We start from the raw sequence: 18,728 nt of genomic DNA on the forward strand, positions 1-18,728 counted from the left end.
CTTGAACGACACCTTCGAATACAGGCCGCCCGATCCCACCGTGTACTGCGCACCATCCTTAACCGTGACCTCGGGGCCGGTTCCGTCGAGCTTGACGTCGCTCTTGGCGTACGACGCGAAGGAGGCGAGGTCGGTGAACTGGCCCGTGTAGGAGCCGACGGTGATTCCGCTGACGCCCTTGATGGTGGCCAACTGCTGGAACTGCGCACTCTGCTCGACAACGTTCAGGATATTGATCGCCGAACGCTGCAGATCACCAAGACGCATGGTGTAGCCGGCGGCCGGATAGTCGCCCTTGACGGTGACCTTGTAGGAGACAACGGGAGTCGTGCTGTCCCCCGCAGTCTGGTACTCGACGTCGGAGACGGTGATCGCGGCCTTCTGGGTCGCGTTGAGCGCCGTATTCGTCGGCGCCAACAGGGCCTGAACCGCGGCGTAAGCACCGGCGGGAGTGCCGTACACGGGCACCGGGGTGACGATCTGGTTGTTGATCGCATCCGTGGTGGTGACCGTCGACAGCGGTGGCTGCGACAGATCCGTGCTGGTATCCACCGTGGTGCTGAAGGACTGGGAGCCGGTGGCGGCCAGGGTCAGGCCGCCGAGTGCGAAGGTGTTCCGAGTGAAGACGAACGTCCCGAACGTGAGGGTCTGCGTGTTGTAAGCCGGCACGCCGTCGTAGTCGATGGTCGGCGCGACCTGCTTCATGTTGTTGATGATCTCGGCCTGATTACCACCGGGCTCGATCAGATCATTGCCGGCGTACATGGTGGCGACGGCATTGTGGTTGCCGCCCCAGTCGGTCATGACCAGGCCCTTGAAGCCCCACTCACCACGCAGGATGTTGGTGACCAGGTCATAGTTCGCGGCGGAGTAGGTGCCGTTGATCTGGTTGTAGGAGGTCATGATCGCCATCGGCTGGGCAGTCTTGACGGAGATCTCGAAGCCCTTGAGATAGATCTCCCGCAAGGCCCGCTCGGAGATCGTCTCGTTGACCGCGTTGCGGTTGGCTTCCTGGTTGTTCGCGGCGAAGTGCTTGATGGTGACGCCCACGCCCGGGTTGCTCTGCACACCCGCGGTGGTGGCCGCCGAGGTGAGGCCGGTGACCAGCGGGTCTTCGGAGTAGTACTCGAAGTTGCGGCCATTGAGCGGATCGCGGTGGATGTTCATGCCCGGAGCGAGCCAGAGGGTGACCCCGGCTTCAATCATCTCCTTGCCGATGGCATCACCGACCTGCTGGACCAGGTCGCGGTCCCAGGTCTGCGCGAGCAGGGTGCCGATGGGCCAGGCGGTCTCGTACTGATAGGTCTTCGGCGTGGAATTGATCTGCTGGGTCAACCGGAGGCCGGCCGGTCCATCGGAGAGCGTCATCCCGGGGATGCCCAGGTTCTCGTACTTCGCGGTGGTGTAGCCGGCAGCGCCGATGGCCGACAGCGTCGAGCCGGCCGCGCTGGCACCCTCGACGATGTTCGCCAACTGCGTCACCGATAGGCCGGCGACGAACTGCTCGATCGTCTTGCTGCCCTTGGCGACGTCGAACAACGTCGTGGACGGGTCGGTGGTGACCGGGGTGATCGTCTCACCGGTCTTGGCCGTGTACTTCGCGCCGGTGTCCTCCCAGTCGGTCTGGGCCGGATCCACATAAGCCGTGGTCGAGGAGACCTTGGCCCCGTCGATCGGGTAGTACGGGGACGAGCTGTCGACCGTGTTGGTCTGCTGGTACGCCGAGGCATCGTTTTTCGTCACGAACCCGGCGGTGTTCAGCCGGATCGAACGCGCGGCCGCGATCTCGGCGTGCTCGCTCGGGTAGGTGTAGAAGTTCGCCGGGTCACTGGTGAGCTCGGTGGCCGGGGCCTGATCAGTGAGCTCGTTGTGCAACTGCTCGGTGGTCAGCGGTGCCGCGAGGTGGATCTTCGCCGCGACGTGGGTGTTCCGCGAGGAGTCCCCGACCCGGATGACGTAGTCCCCGGAGTCCATCACGTAAGCGGCCGTGGCCGGGTCGTACGAGGACATCTGAGTGGTGTCGTAGGTGATGGTCAGGATCTGCGAGGCACCTGGTGCCAGGTCGTCGGTCTTTGCGTAGCCGGCCAACTCCTGGTACGGCTTGTCGATGCCCGTCTGCGGCGCCGAGAAGTAGGTCTGGATGACCTCCTTGCCGGTGTAGGTCCTGCCGACGTTGGTGACCTTGGCCTTGACCGTGACGGTCTTGCGGTTTGCGGTCACGCTCTGCGCATCGATCTTGAAGTCGGTGTAGGACAGGCCATATCCGAACGGGTACGAAACGGCGCCGGCCGGATCGGTCCCGGCCGGGGTGATCGCCTTGTAGAACGAATCGAAGTACCGGTAGCCGACGTAGAGACCCTCGGTGTAGTTCTCCTGGTCGATGTCTCCGTCGTTGGCTCCGAAGGTCGCCGAGGCCGGGTAGTAGCTGTACTTGGACGCCCAGGTATCGGTCAGCTTGCCGGACGGGTTGACGTCGCCGTCGAGTACCTCGGCCAGCGCGTTGCCGGACTCCTGGCCGGCCTGGCTCATCAGCAGCATCGCGTCCAGCGGTGTGCCGCCGGCCGGATCGTGGGCCGCTGCGTTGACCTGCCCGAAGAAGTTGGTGTCCATGATGCCGCCGACATTGAGGACGACGATGACGTGCTGATAGTTCTGCCCGATCCGTTGTAGATCGTCGGTCTCGGTGGCGGACAGCAGGTAGTCACCGGCGGCGTTCGCGCGATCAGCGCCCTCGCCGGCGTTCCGCGCCACGACGAAGACAGCCGTGTCGGTCGGGGCGGTCGGCTGCACCGTCACCGCGGTGAGCGGCTGCTCCACCGACGAGTAGTCGATGGCCGGCCCGAAGAGCGAGCCGGAGGACGAGCCGTACTTGGTGTCGTACGCGCTGGTCATCGCGTCCCAGTACGCCGCGCTGGTCGTGACGGTGAAACCTGCGTTCTGCAAACCGGTCCGTGCGTTGATGGTGTAGCGGTTATTGACATCGCCGGAGCCGGTTCCGCCCTTCACGGTCTTGTAGGCGCCCACGCCGAAAAGCGCTACGTTCGCCGACGTCGACTTGACGATCGGCAACGCGTTGTCGTGGTTCTCCAGCAGCACCATGCCCTGGGTCGCCGCAGCCTTGGACAGCTGGGCGTCGGCGAGTTCGAGCGAGGTCGGGTCTGGATCGGTCGTCGCGGCCGAGGCCGGAATGGCCCCCGTCATGGCGAGAGCGGCGGCGACCGTGAGCGATAGTGCCGCCCGTGTCGCTCCGCGAGTGCGGTGGGGAAGGTGCATGGAAAGTCGTCCTCTCTGACAACTGCGTACCTAACCAGCGGTCCGGTCCGCGCACCGGCTCGGAGCCCAGCTTCTGTGGGCATTCGTTCCTGCGGGATCCGGCATTAGACCAGGAGGACGCTATGCGAGGCCTTTTATGACTGTCAACGGATCGAATCCAGATCGTTGTGATCCTTTTTTATGCCATTGTAGGCTCTATTAAATGACCAATAAAGGCTCGAAAGGCTGGCCTTTTGCTCTACAGTCACTGCATGTCTTCGACCTACGAGCAGACCCCGCCACGTGACCGCGTCCGGGAGGAGCTCTTCCAACTCATCCGCAGTCGGGGTGACGCGACCCGGACCGACCTGGTTGAAATGACCGGGCTGTCGCGCAGCACCGTGAACCATGCGGTCGTCAGGCTGCTGGCCGAGGGGCGGGTCGCCGAGGCTGAGAACCAGGCCAAGGGGCCCGGCTCTGGCAGCGGCCGGCCTTCGACCCGGCTCAGGGTGGTGGCTTCGGGCGGGTCCGTGGCAGCGATCGATTTCGGGCACAATCACATCCACGTGGCGGTCGGCGACGCCCTCGGCCGGCCGCTGGGCGAGCAGCGGCTGGATATCGACGTCGACCTAAGGGCCGGCGAGGCAATGGATCTCGCCGCCGAGCTGCTTTCCGAGCTGGGTCGCGAACACTGCGTGGACAGGTTGTCGACCCTGGTCGCCGGAATCCCCGGTCCGGTCGATAACAAGACCGGTCTGGTCCGGTCATCGACCATTCTGTCCAGCTGGGTTGGCCTGGCGCCGGTCGAGGAACTCGAACGGCGCATCGGCGCGCCGATTTCGGTCCACGTGGAGAACGACGCCGTACTCGGCGCTTATGGCGAGCTGAAGGTCGGCGCCGGCCGTCATCACCCGAGTTTCCTGTACATCAAGGCCTCGCACGGCATCGGCGCGAGCCTGGTCATCGATGGGGTGCCCTGGAAAGGCAGCACCGGGATCGCCGGCGAGATCGGCCACACCTACCTTGCCGGGCGCACTGAACTGTGCCGGTGCGGCAACCGCGGCTGCCTCGAGGCCGTCGTCTCCGTGCAGGCGCTACTCGCTCAGGTCGCCCACACCCACCCGAACGCAGACGCCGACACCGTCACCTTCGCCGCGCTGGACGACACCACGACCCATCGACTGCTCAACGAGGCCGGCCGCATCCTGGGTGGCGTCCTCGCGGACGTCTGCAACCTGCTCAACCCGGGAGCGCTGATCATCGGCGGCGAACTGGGCGCCGCCGGCAGCCCGCTGCTCGAGGGGGTGGAGTCCTCCGTGGGAAGGTATGCCCAGCCTGCGATCTCGGCCGCCGTCGAGATCCTGCCGGCAAGCCTGGGCATCAGGGCCGAGCTCACCGGTGCGCTGCACCTCGCATCGATGCTGGCCCTGCGATGACGACGAACGACCCGACTGATCTGATTCGCGCGGTCGCCGACCTCGGCCACGCATTCATGTCGTTCAATATCGCGATCCGGAGGGAGGTCGAGCTGCGGGCGGGCCACCAACTGCTCTCCAACGAGGAGGTGCATGTGCTGAACTACCTCTTCAGTCACCCCGACTCGCGCGTCGCCGCCATCGCCGAGGCCACCGGTCTACCGCGCATCGCCGTCCAGCATGGCGCACGCAAGATGCAACGACTCGGTCTACTGATGACGACACCCAACGACCAGCGGGTCGGCGACGCACACCTCCGCGCCACCCGGGCCGGAGTGAGCCTGCGGATCGCCGCGACGGAACGCAGCACCCAGCAGGTCCGATATGCCATCGCGGGCATCTCGGCACAGCACCGAGCGGACCTGGCGCGAGCCACGCCCGCCCTGGCAGCCCTCAGCGTGGCGCTCGGACACCAGGCTCTGCACTCGTCGTACGACGAGCCGGACGATCCCATTCCGCCCGATCAAGGCTGACCAGCACAGCAATGCGTGGGCAGCGACCAATGCCGCCCGACCTTCGCAACGCCATCAGTGGTTCGCAACCGTCACGAACGTTGCGACCCACTGGTGGCGTTGCGAACCTGCGAACCGGCCCTCAGGAAGTGGACTTGGACTCAGCGAGCAGTTCGACGGCGTTGCGGGTGCCGAGCGGCCGCTCGCGCAGCAGCAGCATGGTGATGACGGTGATGATGCTGAGCCCCGCGGTGATCATGAAGACCTCAGCAACCCCACCGGCGAAAGCGTCTTGGAGCACGGAACGGATCGGGTCCGGCAGACCGCGGACCACCGCCGGCTCGGGCAGACCATCGGACAGCACCGACAGCTGCGCGGGCGGAACGTTTTTCGAGGCAATGCCTTCGGCGGTCAGTGAACCGACCCTCGAACCGAGAACCGCGCCGAGCGCCGAAACCCCGATCGCGCCGCCGAGCGTCCGGAAGAACGCCACTGCGGCACTTGCCGCGCCCATCTCGGAGGCGGCGATCTCGTTCTGCACGATCAGTACCAGGTTCTGCATCACCATGCCGGTGCCGGCCCCCAGCACGAACAGGTAGATGCCCATCAGCAGCAGCGGACTGTGCGAGGTCATGGTGGCCAGCAGGGCGAAGCCGACCAACGACAACACGGCGCCGATCACCATCCAGCGCTTGTACCGCCCGGTCGCGGAGATGATCCGACCGATTACCAGTGACGACAGGAACAGGCCGACCACCATCGGGATGGTGAGCAGCCCGGCCTCGGTCGGCGTCTTCCCGCGGGACAGCTGCAGGAACTCGCCGAGGAACACCGTCGAGCCGAACAGCGCGATGCCGACGACGGCCGAGGCGATGATGGACAGCACCGCGGTGCGCATGCCGAACAGGTGCATCGGGATCACCGGGGAGGCGGCCGACCGCTCGACGAACACCGCGGCCACCAAGACAACGATCGACCCGACGACGAAAACGGCGCTCTGCCAAGACATCCAGTCGAACGAGCCACCGGCCAACGTCACCCAGATCAGCAACGCGGAGACGCCGGCGGCGATCAGCCCGGCGCCGAGGTAGTCGATGCGGACCTTGCTGCGCCGCACCGGCAGGTGCAGCGTGCGCTGCAGCACGACAGCAGCGACGACAGCGATCGGCACACCGATGAAGAAGTTCCAGCGCCAGCCGAAGGCATCGGTCACCACCCCGCCGAGCAGCGGCCCCGCCACCATCGCGACACCGGTGACGCCGCCGAGCAGACCCATGTACCGACCGCGTTCCCTCGGCGAGATCAGGTCCGCCATCACGATCACCACCAGCGCCGTCATCCCGCCCGCGCCCAGGCCCTGCATCACCCGGAACGAGATCAGCATGCCCGGGGACGTCGAGAGTCCGGCCAGCGCCGAACCGAGGACGAAAATGCCCAGTGCCAGCTGCACCAGCAGCGTGCGTGAGGTCAGATCGGCGAGCTTTCCCCAGATCGGGGTGGACACCGTGGTGGCCAGCAGGGTGGCGGTCACCACCCAGGTGAACGCGGACTGCCCGCCGCCGAGGTCGGCGACGATCACCGGCAGCGAGGTGGACACCACCGTCGAGGACAGCAGGGTGACGAACATGCCCAGCATCAGGCCGGACATCGCCCGGATGATCTCCCGGTGGGTGCGGCTGACCGGCGCCGCAGTGGCCCCGTCCGCGACGGGTTCGGGGCTGCCGGCCGCCCGGGCGGCGCCCGGTTCGGGTACGACGGGTGCCGGGCTGACGAGTGCCGGGCCGACGGGTGCCGGGCCGACGGGTTTCGGGCTGATGGCGGTGCGGGCCGCGGAGTCGGATTCGTCCGACAAACGGTCTTCGGGGACCACGGAGGTCATGAATCGAATCCTCAGAAAGCGTGCTGGAACGCGGTGAACCACCCGCGCGGGGAAGCTCGAGAACTTCGTCGTTGCCGAGAGCAACCACCGTAGCGAGAGTTGGTTGCTTGGTGCAACTAAATAATGCCGAAGGTGGTCGGCGCCACACCGCCTCGGCGGAGTCGATCACGGGCCGGCACCAACCGGCCCGGTCGAGCCAGTCGCGCTAGTCGCGCGGGTCGCCGGGCCGGCGGCTGACGAAACGGTGCAGCAACTCGGCGAAGACCCGCGCCTCGTCGTCGGCGAAACCGGCCATCAGCCCGTCGATCCACTTGTGTCGCCGCGCCCGGGCCCGGGCGAAGGCGGCCCTGCCCTGCTCGGTGAGCGAGACGAATGCGCCGCGGCCGTCATCCGGGTCCGGCCGGCGGCGGACCAGGCCGAGCTGTTCCAGCGCGGCCACCTGCCGGCTCATGGTCGGCTTGCCCACCTCGAAATGAACGGCCAGATCGGTGATCCTGGCGTCGGTCTCGTCGTTGATCCGCAGCAGGATCCGGTAGGCCCCGACGGTCAGCCGCTCATGGATGTCGTGGGCGGCCAGCGGCGCACCGGCCCGCAGCCGGGTTGCCAGGGCGACGATCTCGTGCTCGACGGCCGTCACCAGCTCGTCCCGCTCGGGCCGGGATCTGCCCGCTTCCGCGTCGCCCGCGAACTGCGCATTCATGGTCATGAGACTCCTGCACCGACGGGTTCGATGACGCCGAGCCTACGGCAGGTACGTTCGTCCGATGGCAGCTCGCATCGCGTTGATCCGGCACGGCGAAACCGAGTGGAGCGCGGCGGGTCGGCACACCTCGATCACCGACATCGACCTGACCGCCCACGGCGAACGGCAGGCGGCGGCATTGCCGGCAACCCTGGAGGCGGTCGGGATCTCCCCCGTCACCGTGTTCTGCAGCCCGCGGCGCCGGTCCCGGCGGACCGCCGAGCTGGCGCAGCTCACGGTCACCGAGACCGTCGACGACCTCGCCGAGTGGAACTACGGGGAGCTGGAGGGCGAGAACTCCGACGCGGTGCGCGAGCGGCTGCCGCACTGGTCGGTCTTCACCGACGGGGCGCCCGGCGGCGAGTCGCCGGAACGGGTGGGGGCCAGAGCCGTCCGGGTGCTCCAGCTGGCCGAGCGCGAGTTGGTCAAGGGTGACGTGGTGCTGGTCGGGCACGGTCACTTTTCCCGGGTGCTCGCCGCCCGCTGGGCCGGACTGCCGGTGTCCGCCGGCTCACTGCTGCTGATCGACCCCGGTTCGGTCTCGGTGCTCGGCTACTACCACCGCGACCGGGCGATCGCCCAGTTGAACGTGCCGTCCGGGTTGCACGGCAATGGCTGATCCACGAGTCCGGCCGATCACCGAGGCCGACCTGCCGGAGGTGGTGGCGATGGTGCATGAGCTGGCCGCCTACGAGCGTCTGCCGCAGGAGTGCCATCTCACCCCGGAACTGTTGCGAGCCGCGCTGTTCGGCGACCCGGCGGGCACCATCCCGGCCCTGTTCGGTCACGTCGCCGTCCCGGACCCGACCGGGGCCGGGCAGACCCCGGTCGGCTACGCCCTGCATTTCCTGAACTACTCGACCTGGGAGGGCGTGCACGGGATCTACCTCGAGGACCTGTACGTCCGGCCCGCCCACCGCGGGTCCGGCCTGGGACGGGCGCTGCTGGTCAACCTGGCCGAGATCGCCGCCGCCCGTGGCTACGCCAGGGTGGAGTGGTCGGTGCTGGACTGGAACACCCCGTCGATCGACTTCTACCGCTCGCTCGGCGCGATCGGCATGGACGGCTGGAGCACGTTCCGGCTCAGCGGTCAGGCTCTGGCCCGAACAGCGCGGGGAACTCGTTGATCCAGGCGGTGCCCGACCGGCCGATCAGCAAACCGCCGGTGACGACGGCCAGCAGGATCAGGCCGATACCCCAGACCGGCCGGCCGCTCGGGAAGGCGAGCCAGATACCGATGGCGCCGGCCAGGATCTGGACCACGATCGCCGGGGTCCGGCCCCAGCGGCGGCCCCGGATCAGCGCGGCGGCGATGGCCGCCAGGAACAGCGCCAGCACCACGAAGTAGGCGCCCTGGGCCAGCAGCTGACCGAGCCCGGAATGGTGGCCGAGACCGGAGATCACGCTGACCACGGCGATGGCGATCAGCCCGCAGGCCTGCAGCCCGACCAGGGCACCGGCGGCCCGTACCGGACCGGGCGGCGGGATGGTGATCGGCGGCGGATCTTGATGCTCACTCACCTGTACAGGTTAAGGTCCCGCAGGCGGATAGGATTTCGGGCGTCATGCACGCGATGCTCATTGTCAATCCCCACGCCACCTCCACCACCGAGCGCAGGCGCGACCTGCTGACCCATGCGCTGGCCGGCGAGGTGAGCCTGCGGGTGGAACACACCCACGGCCGCGGGCACGCGGCGGAGCTGGCGGCCAAGGCCGCCGACGAGGGCTTCGACCTCGTCGTCGTGCACGGCGGTGACGGCACCGTCAACGAGGTGACGAACGGCCTGCTGGCCGGCGGTATCCGGCCGGCCGGCCCGATCCTGGCGATCGTCCCCGGCGGCTCGACCAACGTGTTCGCCAGGGCCGTCGGCATCGACCCGGATCCCACCGCGGCGACCGAGCAGATCCTGGAGGCGCTGACCAGCGGACGCGAGCCGCGGACCGTGTCGGTCGGGCGGGCCGGCCGGCGATACTTCACCTTCAACGCCGGCATCGGGCTGGACGCCGACGTGGTCCGGCGGGTCGAGGAGACCAGGGCTGCGGGCAAAAAGATCTCCAACCTGTTGCATCTTCGGCACGCCCTGGCCGCCTACCGCGATCACGAGAAGTCCACCGGCCCGCTGGTGGTGACGCTGCCGGGCGACGACCCGATCCCTGGCTGCCACCTGGCCTTCGTCTCGAACGTCAATCCGTGGACCTACCTGTCCGGTCGGCCGATCCGGACCAATCCGCAGACCTCCCCCGACGGTGGCCTCGGCGTGTTCGTCGCCCGGTCGTTGGCGCTGCCGACGGTGGCCAGGACGGTCGGTCAGCTCATCCGATCCAAGCCCGGTCACAGCCCGCACGGCCGGCAATTGGTCCGGACCGACGATGTCGCCTGGGTGCGCGTTGCTGCACCGAACGGGCCGACCGGAGTGCAGGCAGACGGCGACTATCTCGGCGAGTTCGACGAGGTGGAGTTCGTCTCGATCCCGCGGGCGCTTCGCGTCCTGGTCTGAGCCCTGACCTCGACCGATGATCTGCTGAATCGATCTGACCAGGCATCCTGGCGGCACTCGGATTCGTCACCGGCGGACGTGAGTTACGTAACCTCCGTGTCATTTGCTCTTGACATCGCCGTGTTGCGTGGAAGCATTTGCTTGCGCGTTCGAACAACATCGATCACGCACCACCAGACTGATGAGAGCGGCCCACCAAGCCGCGGGCCGATCCGGCCCTCACCCTAAGCGTGACCTGGTCATCATCGCCAGGCCCACAGAATGGAGCGCACTACCGATGGACTGGCGTCACCGCGCGATCTGCCGCGATGAGGACCCGGAGCTGTTCTTCCCGATCGGGAACTCCGGCCCTGCTCTGTTGCAGATCGCAGAGGCGAAAGCCGTCTGCGAGCGCTGCCCCGTGATCAGTGAGTGCCTGAGCTGGGCGCTGGAATCCGGACAGGACGCCGGCGTGTGGGGCGGCATGTCCGAGGACGAGCGGCGCGCGCTCAAGCGCCGCCGGGCCAGGGCCCGCGCCCGGAGCCTGTAACCCCGACCTTGCGAGACCGCCCCGGTGCCGATGGCGCCGGGGCGGTCTCGCGTCAGCCCCGCTGTGCTGCCGCCAGGGCGACCGTCACTGCCCGCGGCGCCGCAGCGGAACCGTGATCACCACTTCGGTTCCGGGTCCGTCGGTCCGGCTGCGCATGGCGATCGTGCCGCCGAGCTCGGCGTCAACCAGGGTCCGGACGATCTGCAGACCCAGCCCCGAGCTGCGCTCCGGGGAGAAGCCCGGTGGCAGGCCCTGACCGTCGTCGATCACCCGCACCGTCAGCTCCCGGGCCGAGCGCTCGATGTCCACCAGTACCTTCTTGCCGCTGCCGCCGTCCGGGTAGGCGTGCTGCAGCGCGTTCTGCACCACCTCGGTCAGCACCATCACCAACGGAGTGGCCCGGTCCGCGGTCAGCACGCCGAAGCTGCCGCTGCGCTGGATCCCGGCCGGCGCCTCTACCGCCGCCACGTCGGAGAGCATCGGGACCAGCCGGTCGACAACGGTGTCCAGGTCCACCCGGTCGTCGGGCGCGGTCGACAACGTCTCGTGCACCAGCGCGATCGAGGCGACCCGGCGCACCGACTCGTTGAGGGCGTGCCGCACGGAGTCTTCGGTGGACCGCCTGGCCTGCAGCCGGAGCAGGGCGGCGACCGTCTGCAGGTTGTTCTTCACCCGGTGGTGGATCTCCCGGATCGTCGCGTCCTTGGACAGCAGCGCCCGGTCCCGCCTGCGCACCTCGGTGACGTCCCGCACCAGCACCAGCGCTCCGGACGGCGCACCGCCGATCAGCAACGGCATCGCCCGGAACAGAACGGTGGCGCCGCGCGCCTCGATCTCCATCCGCAGGCTGGGCCTGCCCTCGACCGCCGAGGTGATCCTGGCAGCCAGTTCGGCCGCGTCGAACGGGTCGCCGATCAGGCCCCTGGTCAACCGGGCCAGATGGGCGCCGACCACGTCGCCGGCGAATCCCAGGCGGTGGTACGCGGACAGCGCATTCGGGCTGATGAACTCGACCGTGCCGTCGGGATCCAGCCGCAACAGTCCGTCACCGGCCCGCGGGCCGGTGTGCATCTCGCCCTTCTGCTCCGGTGCCGGGAAGCTGCCCTCGGCCACCATTCCGAGCAGCGACTCGGCCGCATCCAGGTAGGCCGTCTCCAACGCGCTCGGTCCGCGCTGGGAACGGTCGATGGTGTCCCGGGCGAGCACCGCGATCACCGCACCGCGCAGCCGGACCGGAATCAGCGTCCTGGTCACCGCGCTGCCGTTCACGCCGGGCAGATCCTTGCTCTCCCAGCCTCTTTCGCGGCCCAGCGCACTGACCAGCTGGTCGATCGGTGCGCCGGACTCGGTGCGCGACACCTGGTCGTCGGCATGCGCCGTCGGGCCCGTGGTCGGCCTGACCTGGGCCACGCAGACGAAGCTGGTCGGGCTCACGCCCTGGTCCTGCACCCACATGGTCAGGTCGGAGAACGACAGGTCGGACAGCAGCTGCCATTCGGACACCAGCTGCTGCAGGTGCGCCACGGCGTCGCCGGGCAGGGTGGTGTGCTCGGCGAGCAGATCCGACAGGGTCGACATGGGTGGGCTCCGGACCCGGTGGCTGACGGCTGCGGTACGGACCGCGATCGCACGGACCGCCGCGGCGCGGATCGCCGGGGCTGACGGTGGTCGGGTCAGTCGTCGATCTCGGCGATCAGGTCGCCTTCCTGCACGACCTGCCCCTCGGCGACGGCGACCTTCGACACAGTCCCGTCGACCTCGGCGATCACCGGGATCTCCATCTTCATCGACTCGAGGATGACCAGCGTGTCGCCGTCGGCGACGGTGTCCCCGACCGAGACCAGCACCTTCCACACATTGGCCACCATCTCGGCGTGTACCTGCTCGGCCATCTGAGCTCCTCTGTCGTCCTGTGCTGGGTCTGTGTCTGCTCTGCTGGTCTGCGTCCCGGCCGCGCCCACGTCTGCGTGACTGCTTCCCGGCCGCGCCCACGGTGTCGGGCAGGTGTCATCAAACCACGGACGTTCCGACGCCGTCCCGCGTGGCAGGATAGAGCGGTTGTCCCCGCTCCCGGCGGTGGACCGCGACCCGGGCCGACGGCCCGGCGATCAGGACCGACGTGAGACGGAAGTGAGGTCGTAGACATGGGTAAACGGGCACGCAAGAAGAAGGCACGCAAGAATTCCGGCGCCAATCACGGCAAGCGCCCCAACTCCTGAGCCCGATCCGGGCACGAGGGCCGGCCGGCCGTTCTTCGGCGGCCGGCCGACGCCGGCCCGCAGTCACAGCTGTTGCGTCGGATCCCCTGCGTCGCTGACGGTGCGCACCACGCGAACCTGATTCAGCTGAACCTGCTCGCCGGTGTCTGTCACGGCGGTGACGGTGACGGCGCTGATCGCCGTCGTCAGCCGGTTCCGCAGTTGTTCCGGTGCCCGCTCGCCCCCGCAGGTGCGGTGCACCAGGTCCTTGAACTTCTGTTCCAGATCGGTCTCGTCCAGGCAGGGTGAGCAGTCGTCCAGATGCCGCTGGACCGCGGCCCTGGCACCGGCGTCCATCTCGTTGTCCAGGAACAACCAGACGTCGCGCAGCACCTGATCGCACTCGGAGTGCTCGGACTCGTGCGGAAGCTCCGACCCGCCGGTTGCCGCGTTCGTGTCGTCGGTCATGACGGACCGACCTGTCCGGTCTCGGCGGCTACCGCCGCCTTCCGCAGGAAACCACGTTCCCTGGCGTAGTCGGCCAGCAACTCCTTGAGCTGACGCCGGCCACGGTGCAGCCGGGACATCACGGTGCCGATCGGGGTTCCCATGATCTCGGCGATCTCCTTGTACGGGAAGCCCTCGACGTCGGCCAGGTACACGGCCATCCGGAACTCTTCGGGCAGCTCCTGCAAGGCGTTCTTCACGTCCGAGTCCGGCAGCCGGTCAAGAGCTTCCATCTCCGCCGACCGCAGACCCGTCGAGGTGTGCGACTCGGCCTCGGCCAGCTGCCAGTCGGTGATCTCGTCGGTGGTGTTGACCTGCGGCTGCCGCTGCTTCTTGCGGTAGCCGTTGATGTAGGTGTTGGTGAGGATCCGGTACAGCCAGGCCCGCAGGTTGGTGCCCTGGGTGAACCTGGCGAAGGCCGCGAAGGCCTTCAGATACGTCTCCTGGACCAGGTCTTCCGCATCGGCCGGGTTCCTGGTCATCCGCAGGGCCGCGCCGTACAGCTGGTCCAGCAGCGGCATCGCCTCGGCGGTGAACCTCGCCGACAGCTCCGCATCGGTTTCTGCCGGGGCGGCTGCCTGCTCCGCTCCGGTCGATCCCTGGGTCGAGGTTCCGGCCACGCGCCTCACTTTCGCTCGGTTACTGCCGACGGCCGTCGGGGGCCGGACGGGAAATGTCGCTCGCCGGTCCGAGGCTACCCGGCCGGCATGGCGGTCGCCGATGCGATCGAGCACTGCGGTGTTCGTCACCTGTTGTGCATCCTTCCTCGGACGGATCTGCGCGGATCAAACGCCCGCCCGCCGATCAGGGCGGTCGGGGCTGCTGCGGGTGGTCTGTCGGTGTCAACACCCGCCCCTGAGGCCATATTCCGGCGTGCGTTGTCGGCGGGTCCGCGTAGTGTCGGTGCGCCGAAGTAGTTGACCAACCAGCACTCGAAAAACCTGGGTCGCGCGACCCTTGTCCGAACGGAGGCGAGCTGCGAGTGATCACCTTCGACGCGGTTTCCAAGCGCTATCCGGACGGCACCGTCGCCGTGAACGAGCTGACCATGGAGATCCCCAGCGGCAGCACCACCGTCCTGGTCGGGCCGTCCGGCTGCGGTAAGACGACCTCGCTGCGGATGATCAACCGGATGATCGACCCGTCCGCCGGGCGGATCCTGATCGACGGCACCGACGTCACCGCGGTGCCGGCGTCCCGGCTGCGTCGGGGCATCGGCTACGTCATCCAGAACGCCGGACTGTTCCCGCACCGGACGGTGCTGGACAACGTCGCGACGGTGCCGGTGCTCACCGGGACTCCCAGGGCCGCCGCCCGCCGCGAGGCGGCCGCCCTGCTGGAGCGGGTGGGGCTGGACCCCGCGCTGGGGCGGCGCTACCCGGCGCAGCTGTCCGGTGGCCAGCAGCAACGGGTCGGGGTGGCCAGGGCGCTCGCGGCCGACCCGCCGATCCTGCTGATGGACGAGCCGTTCTCGGCCGTCGACCCGGTCGTGCGCACCGAACTGCAGGACGAGTTGCTGCGGCTGCAGGCCGATCTGGGCAAGACCATTGTGTTCGTCACCCACGACATCGACGAGGCGATCAAGCTCGGCGACCGGCTGGCCATCCTGGCCGTCGGCGGCCGGCTGGCCCAGTTCGCCGCCCCGTCGCAGGTGTTGGCGGCACCCGCCGACGACTTCGTCGCCGGCTTCGTCGGCCGCGACCGCGGCTACCGCGCGCTCTCGTTCACGGCTGGTGACGGCATCGCGGTCCGGCCGGAGCCGACGATCCGGATCGGCGACGTGCCGACCGGCGCCGACTGGCTGCTGGTGACCGACGACGACGGCCACCCGCGTGGCTGGGTGGACGCCGCCGCGCATCCGGGCGGCACTCCGGTCGCCGAGGCGGATCTGCGGCTCGGTGGCACGCTGCTCGGCCCCGGCGGTTCGGTGCGCACCGCGTTGGACGCCGCGTTGTCGTCACCGTCGGGCCGCGGGGTCGCGGTCGACGCGGACGGGCGGGTGACCGGTTCGATCAGGGCGGCCGACGTTTTCGCGGTCGCCGAGCGCACCGCCAGGGACGAACCGGGAGAGCCTCCCGTGCCCGCGCCAGCGGTGCTGAGCAAGGACCGTCCGGCGTGAACTGGGCGTGGATCGACAGCCAGTGGCCCACCATCTGGCAGGAGTTCGGTCAGCACGTCTGGCTGTCGGTGCTGCCGGTGCTGATCGGGCTGCTGCTGTCGATCCCGATCGGCGCACTGGCGCACCGCTACGGGTGGCTGCGGCCGCCGCTGGTGACGCTCGCCGGCCTGACCTACACCATCCCCTCGTTGGCGCTGTTCGTGGTGTTGCCAGGTCTGTTGGGCACCAAGATCCTCGACCCGATCAACGTGGTGGTCGCGTTGACCCTGTACACGGTGGCGTTACTGGTGCGTACCGTCGCGGACGCGCTGGATACGGTGCCCGACGACGTCCGGCAGGCGGCCCTGGCGATGGGCTACCGGCCGGTCCGGCAACTGCTCGCCGTCGATCTGCCGGTGGCCGCCCCGGTGATCGGCGCCGGGGTGCGGGTGGCCACCGTGTCGAACGTGTCGCTGGTCGCCATCGCCGCGCTGATCGGGGTGCCCCAGCTCGGATCGTTGTTCACCCAGGGCTTCCAGGAGGACTTCGCGACGCCGATCATCGTCGGCATCGTCGGTTGCCTGGTGCTGGCGCTGGTACTGGACCTGCTGATCGTGCTGGCCATCCGGCTGCTCACCCCGTGGCAGCGGGCCGGCCGGATCGGCCGGCGGGGTCGGTCGGCGGCGGCGGCCGAGCTCGCCGAAGTGGTCGGCCCGGCCGAGGTGATCGGATGAACGGAGTCTGGACGTTCCTGTCGGACGGCGCCAACTGGGTCGGGCCGGACGGAATCTGGACGCGAATCGCCGAACATCTGCAGTACTCGGTGCTCGCGCTGCTGATCGCGGCGGTGATCGCGTTGCCGCTCGGTGCACTGATCGGGCACACCGGCAAGGGCATCACCGCGGCGGTCGGCCTGGCGAACCTGCTGCGCGCGCTGCCCTCGCTCGGGCTGCTCACCCTGCTGGTGCTGTGGGGCCTGACCATCGTCCAGGACAATCCCGACATCCCGGCCCGGTGGGGGTTGTACGTCCCGTCGATCCTGGTGCTGGTGATTCTGGGCATCCCGCCGATCCTGACCAACACCTATGCCGGCATCGGGGCGGTCGACCCCGCCGTTCGGGATGCCGCCAGCGGGCTGGGGATGACCGGCGGGCAGGTACTGCGCAAGGTCGAGCTGCCGGTCGCCGCGCCGCTGATCTTCGCCGGCCTGCGCTCGGCGTTCCTGCAGATCGTTGCCACCGCAACGATTCTGGCACTAGTGGTGACCCTGGGCGGACTCGGCAGATTCATCCTGGACGGCCCGAAATCACCGGTGAACCCCTACGGCATCATGGCCGGCGGCGCGGTACTGGTGGCGGTGCTGGCGATCGTCGGCGACCGGGTGATCGCCGCCATCGGCTACGCCGCCATCTCCCCCGGGCTGCGCAGCAACGGTCGACCGGGGAATCGACGACGCCGCCCGGCGTTGACCACCAGGAACGACCCGGCCGCACTGGCCGAGGTACAGCAGTGACGAACACAGCAGATGCACATCGATTCGAGGAGAGCACAGTGAAGATCGCACTCAAGTACGCACCGTTCGTCGCGGCGGTGACGGCTGCCGCCCTGGCCCTGAGCGCCTGCAGCAGTTCGTCGAACCCGTTGGAAACCACCAGCAATCCGGCCGCCGGGGGCGGCACCTCCGTTGCCGGCAGTGACACAGCGGGCTCGGCTACCGGCGCGGCCTCCTCCGACGCCGATGGCTCCACCGGCGCCGGATCGGCGAGCGGCTCCTCCGGTGCCGGGGCGGCCGGCGGACCGATCATCGTCGGCTCGGCCGACTTCACCGAGAATGTGATCATCGCCGAGATCTACGCCGCCGCGCTGAAGGCCAAGGGCATCGACGCCACCACCAAGCCGCGACTCGGCTCCCGTGAGGTGTACATCCCGGCGCTCAAGGACGGATCCATCAACCTCGTCCCCGAATACACCGGCACGGCTCTGCAGTACTTCGACAAGAAGGCGACCGCGAGCGACCCGGAAACCACCTTCGCCGATCTGAAGAAGGCACTGCCCGCCAACCTGACCATCCTGGACAAGGCACCGGCCGAGGACAAGGACTCGTTGACCGTCACCAAGGCCACCGCCGACAAGGAGGGCCTGAAGACCATCGAGGATCTGAAGGGCAAGTCGCAGAACATGGTGCTCGGCGGGCCCGAGGAATGGAAGACCAGGATGACGGGCGTGCCCGGCTTCCAGAAGTACTACGGGCTGACGTTCAAGAGCTTCGAGGTGACCGACGCCGGCGGGCCGATCACGGTGAAGGCGCTGACCACCGGGATCATCCAGGCCGGCAACATCTTCACCACCGATGCCGCGATTGCCAAGAACAACCTGGTGGCGTTGGAGGACACCAAGGGCATGTTCGGCGCGCAGAACGTGGTGCCGTTGATCGCCAAGTCTGCCGTCACCCCACAGGTCACCGACGCGCTCAACGCGGTCTCGGCCAAGCTGACCACCGAGGACCTGGTGACGCTCAACGACAAGGTGGCCAACCAGCACCTCGACCCGGCAACGGTGGCCCAGGACTGGGTGTCCGAGAAGGGCCTGGGCTGACGGGCGATGGCGGGTGCACCGACGCCGGCCATCGCCGCCCTGCTGAAGGCGAAGGTGCCGTACACGCTGCTGCCCTACGAGCACGACCCGCGGTCCACGGCCTTCGGTGACGAGGCGGTGGCCGCGCTGGGCCGCGATCCGGCGCAGGTGTTCAAGACGCTGGTCGCGCTGGTCGACGGTTCGATGGTGGTCGGCGTGGTGCCGGTGGCCGGCTCGCTCGACCTGAAGGCGCTCGCCACCGCGGTCGGCGGCAAGAAGGCGACGATGGCGCCGGTGGCCGACGCCGAACGCTCCTCCGGCTACGTTGCCGGTGGCATCTCGCCGCTGGGCCAGCGCAAGAGGCTGCCGACCGTGATCGACAGTTCCGCGCAAGAGCTTTCGACCGTCTGCATCAGCGCGGGCAGGCGCGGACTGCAGGTGGAGCTGGCACCGGACGACCTGGTCCGGGTGACCGGCGGTAGGTTCGCAGCCATCGCCGCCGGCTGACGCGCCGGCCGAGCCGC

The 18,728-nt window shown here is 68.5% G+C and carries 20 protein-coding genes; 12 read left to right on the plus strand and 8 right to left on the minus strand.

Translation table 11 applies throughout. The features are described from left to right. A partial coding sequence (locus K340_RS33285) for a glycoside hydrolase family 3 protein (protein ID WP_051267650.1) occupies window positions 1-3,201 on the minus strand: 3,201 nt, incomplete at its 3' end. A gap of 323 nt (window positions 3,202-3,524) precedes the next feature. Between K340_RS33285 and K340_RS0125255 the strand changes: the two genes are divergently transcribed. Both K340_RS0125255 and K340_RS0125260 read left to right on the plus strand, forming a co-directional pair. Next, window positions 3,525-4,688, plus strand: coding sequence for an ROK family transcriptional regulator (locus K340_RS0125255; RefSeq protein ID WP_029138738.1), 1,164 nt, complete (start codon window positions 3,525-3,527; stop codon window positions 4,686-4,688). Continuing rightward, window positions 4,685-5,200: a MarR family winged helix-turn-helix transcriptional regulator gene (locus tag K340_RS0125260; RefSeq protein WP_029138739.1), complete on the plus strand. Its 516-nt coding sequence runs from the start codon at window positions 4,685-4,687 to the stop codon at window positions 5,198-5,200. Before K340_RS0125255 ends, K340_RS0125260 begins: the two co-directional genes overlap by 4 nt. Before the next feature lie 121 nt (window positions 5,201-5,321). Here the strand turns inward: K340_RS0125260 and K340_RS33290 are convergent, their stop codons facing one another. Together K340_RS33290 and K340_RS0125270 are read right to left on the minus strand one after the other, a co-directional pair. Next, the gene (locus K340_RS33290) at window positions 5,322-7,058 is read right to left on the minus strand and encodes an MDR family MFS transporter (protein ID WP_084614988.1); all 1,737 of its coding nucleotides are present in this window, start codon (window positions 7,056-7,058) and stop codon (window positions 5,322-5,324) included. Window positions 7,059-7,263: 205 nt separating this feature from the next. Further along, a complete protein-coding gene (locus tag K340_RS0125270) occupies window positions 7,264-7,764 on the minus strand; it encodes a MarR family winged helix-turn-helix transcriptional regulator (protein ID WP_051267651.1) in 501 nt (166 codons plus the stop codon). Between the two features lie 58 nt (window positions 7,765-7,822). Here K340_RS0125270 and K340_RS0125275 point away from each other — a divergent pair, with 58 nt between their 5' ends. Together K340_RS0125275 and K340_RS0125280 are read left to right on the plus strand one after the other, a co-directional pair. After that, window positions 7,823-8,419 carry a histidine phosphatase family protein gene (locus tag K340_RS0125275; protein ID WP_029138741.1) on the plus strand — a complete coding sequence of 199 codons (597 nt, stop codon included), beginning with the start codon at window positions 7,823-7,825 and terminating at the stop codon, window positions 8,417-8,419. After that, the gene (locus K340_RS0125280) at window positions 8,412-8,927 is read left to right on the plus strand and encodes a GNAT family N-acetyltransferase (RefSeq protein ID WP_029138742.1); all 516 of its coding nucleotides are present in this window, start codon (window positions 8,412-8,414) and stop codon (window positions 8,925-8,927) included. The genes K340_RS0125275 and K340_RS0125280 overlap by 8 nt, the downstream gene beginning before the upstream one ends. Here the strand turns inward: K340_RS0125280 and K340_RS33295 are convergent. After that, window positions 8,884-9,321, minus strand: coding sequence for a hypothetical protein (locus K340_RS33295; protein ID WP_051267652.1), 438 nt, complete (start codon window positions 9,319-9,321; stop codon window positions 8,884-8,886). The two genes, K340_RS0125280 and K340_RS33295, sit on opposite strands and share 44 nt — an antisense overlap. A 44-nt stretch (window positions 9,322-9,365) precedes the next feature. Between K340_RS33295 and K340_RS0125290 the strand changes: the two genes are divergently transcribed. After that, complete coding sequence (locus K340_RS0125290) at window positions 9,366-10,298, plus strand: diacylglycerol/lipid kinase family protein (RefSeq protein ID WP_029138743.1); 933 nt, start codon at window positions 9,366-9,368, stop codon at window positions 10,296-10,298. A gap of 277 nt (window positions 10,299-10,575) precedes the next feature. Then, window positions 10,576-10,827 (plus strand): WhiB family transcriptional regulator, encoded by a 252-nt coding sequence (locus K340_RS0125295; RefSeq protein WP_029138744.1) that lies wholly within the window; start codon window positions 10,576-10,578, stop codon window positions 10,825-10,827. Window positions 10,828-10,911: 84 nt separating this feature from the next. Here the strand turns inward: K340_RS0125295 and K340_RS0125300 are convergent, their stop codons facing one another. Together K340_RS0125300 and K340_RS0125305 are read right to left on the minus strand one after the other, a co-directional pair. Beyond that, window positions 10,912-12,405: a sensor histidine kinase gene (locus tag K340_RS0125300; protein WP_029138745.1), complete on the minus strand. Its 1,494-nt coding sequence runs from the start codon at window positions 12,403-12,405 to the stop codon at window positions 10,912-10,914. Window positions 12,406-12,500: 95 nt separating this feature from the next. Further along, window positions 12,501-12,719: a biotin/lipoyl-binding carrier protein gene (locus K340_RS0125305; RefSeq protein ID WP_029138746.1), complete on the minus strand. Its 219-nt coding sequence runs from the start codon at window positions 12,717-12,719 to the stop codon at window positions 12,501-12,503. A gap of 252 nt (window positions 12,720-12,971) precedes the next feature. Between K340_RS0125305 and K340_RS37670 the strand changes: the two genes are divergently transcribed. Then, window positions 12,972-13,046 (plus strand): 50S ribosomal protein bL37, encoded by a 75-nt coding sequence (locus tag K340_RS37670; RefSeq protein ID WP_407662262.1) that lies wholly within the window; start codon window positions 12,972-12,974, stop codon window positions 13,044-13,046. 63 nt (window positions 13,047-13,109) lie between these two features. Here K340_RS37670 and rsrA read toward each other — a convergent pair whose 3' ends face one another. Both rsrA and K340_RS0125315 read right to left on the minus strand, forming a co-directional pair. Beyond that, window positions 13,110-13,493 carry a mycothiol system anti-sigma-R factor gene (gene rsrA, locus K340_RS34825; RefSeq protein ID WP_084614990.1) on the minus strand — a complete coding sequence of 128 codons (384 nt, stop codon included), beginning with the start codon at window positions 13,491-13,493 and terminating at the stop codon, window positions 13,110-13,112. Then, window positions 13,490-14,152, minus strand: a complete 663-nt coding sequence (locus K340_RS0125315; RefSeq protein WP_051267653.1) for a sigma-70 family RNA polymerase sigma factor — start codon at window positions 14,150-14,152, stop codon at window positions 13,490-13,492. The genes rsrA and K340_RS0125315 overlap by 4 nt, the downstream gene beginning before the upstream one ends. Window positions 14,153-14,514: 362 nt before the next feature. Between K340_RS0125315 and K340_RS33305 the strand changes: the two genes are divergently transcribed. The 5 genes from K340_RS33305 to ybaK are packed head-to-tail and all read left to right on the plus strand — an operon-like array spanning window position 14,515 to window position 18,711. Continuing rightward, window positions 14,515-15,651: an ABC transporter ATP-binding protein gene (locus K340_RS33305; RefSeq protein WP_051267654.1), complete on the plus strand. Its 1,137-nt coding sequence runs from the start codon at window positions 14,515-14,517 to the stop codon at window positions 15,649-15,651. Then, window positions 15,648-16,364, plus strand: a complete 717-nt coding sequence (locus K340_RS33310) for an ABC transporter permease (protein ID WP_084614992.1) — start codon at window positions 15,648-15,650, stop codon at window positions 16,362-16,364. The genes K340_RS33305 and K340_RS33310 overlap by 4 nt, the downstream gene beginning before the upstream one ends. Continuing rightward, complete coding sequence (locus K340_RS0125330; protein WP_029138748.1) at window positions 16,361-17,143, plus strand: ABC transporter permease; 783 nt, start codon at window positions 16,361-16,363, stop codon at window positions 17,141-17,143. Before K340_RS33310 ends, K340_RS0125330 begins: the two co-directional genes overlap by 4 nt. 38 nt (window positions 17,144-17,181) lie before the next feature. Then, the gene (locus K340_RS33315; protein WP_051267655.1) at window positions 17,182-18,225 is read left to right on the plus strand and encodes an ABC transporter substrate-binding protein; all 1,044 of its coding nucleotides are present in this window, start codon (window positions 17,182-17,184) and stop codon (window positions 18,223-18,225) included. A gap of 6 nt (window positions 18,226-18,231) precedes the next feature. Continuing rightward, window positions 18,232-18,711 (plus strand): Cys-tRNA(Pro) deacylase, encoded by a 480-nt coding sequence (gene ybaK / locus K340_RS0125340; protein WP_029138749.1) that lies wholly within the window; start codon window positions 18,232-18,234, stop codon window positions 18,709-18,711. The last annotated feature ends 17 nt before the right edge of the window (window positions 18,712-18,728 follow it).

The sequence above is a fragment of the Nakamurella lactea DSM 19367 genome (genome assembly GCF_000426645.1).
In the GTDB taxonomy this organism is placed as follows: domain Bacteria; phylum Actinomycetota; class Actinomycetes; order Mycobacteriales; family Nakamurellaceae; genus Nakamurella; species Nakamurella lactea.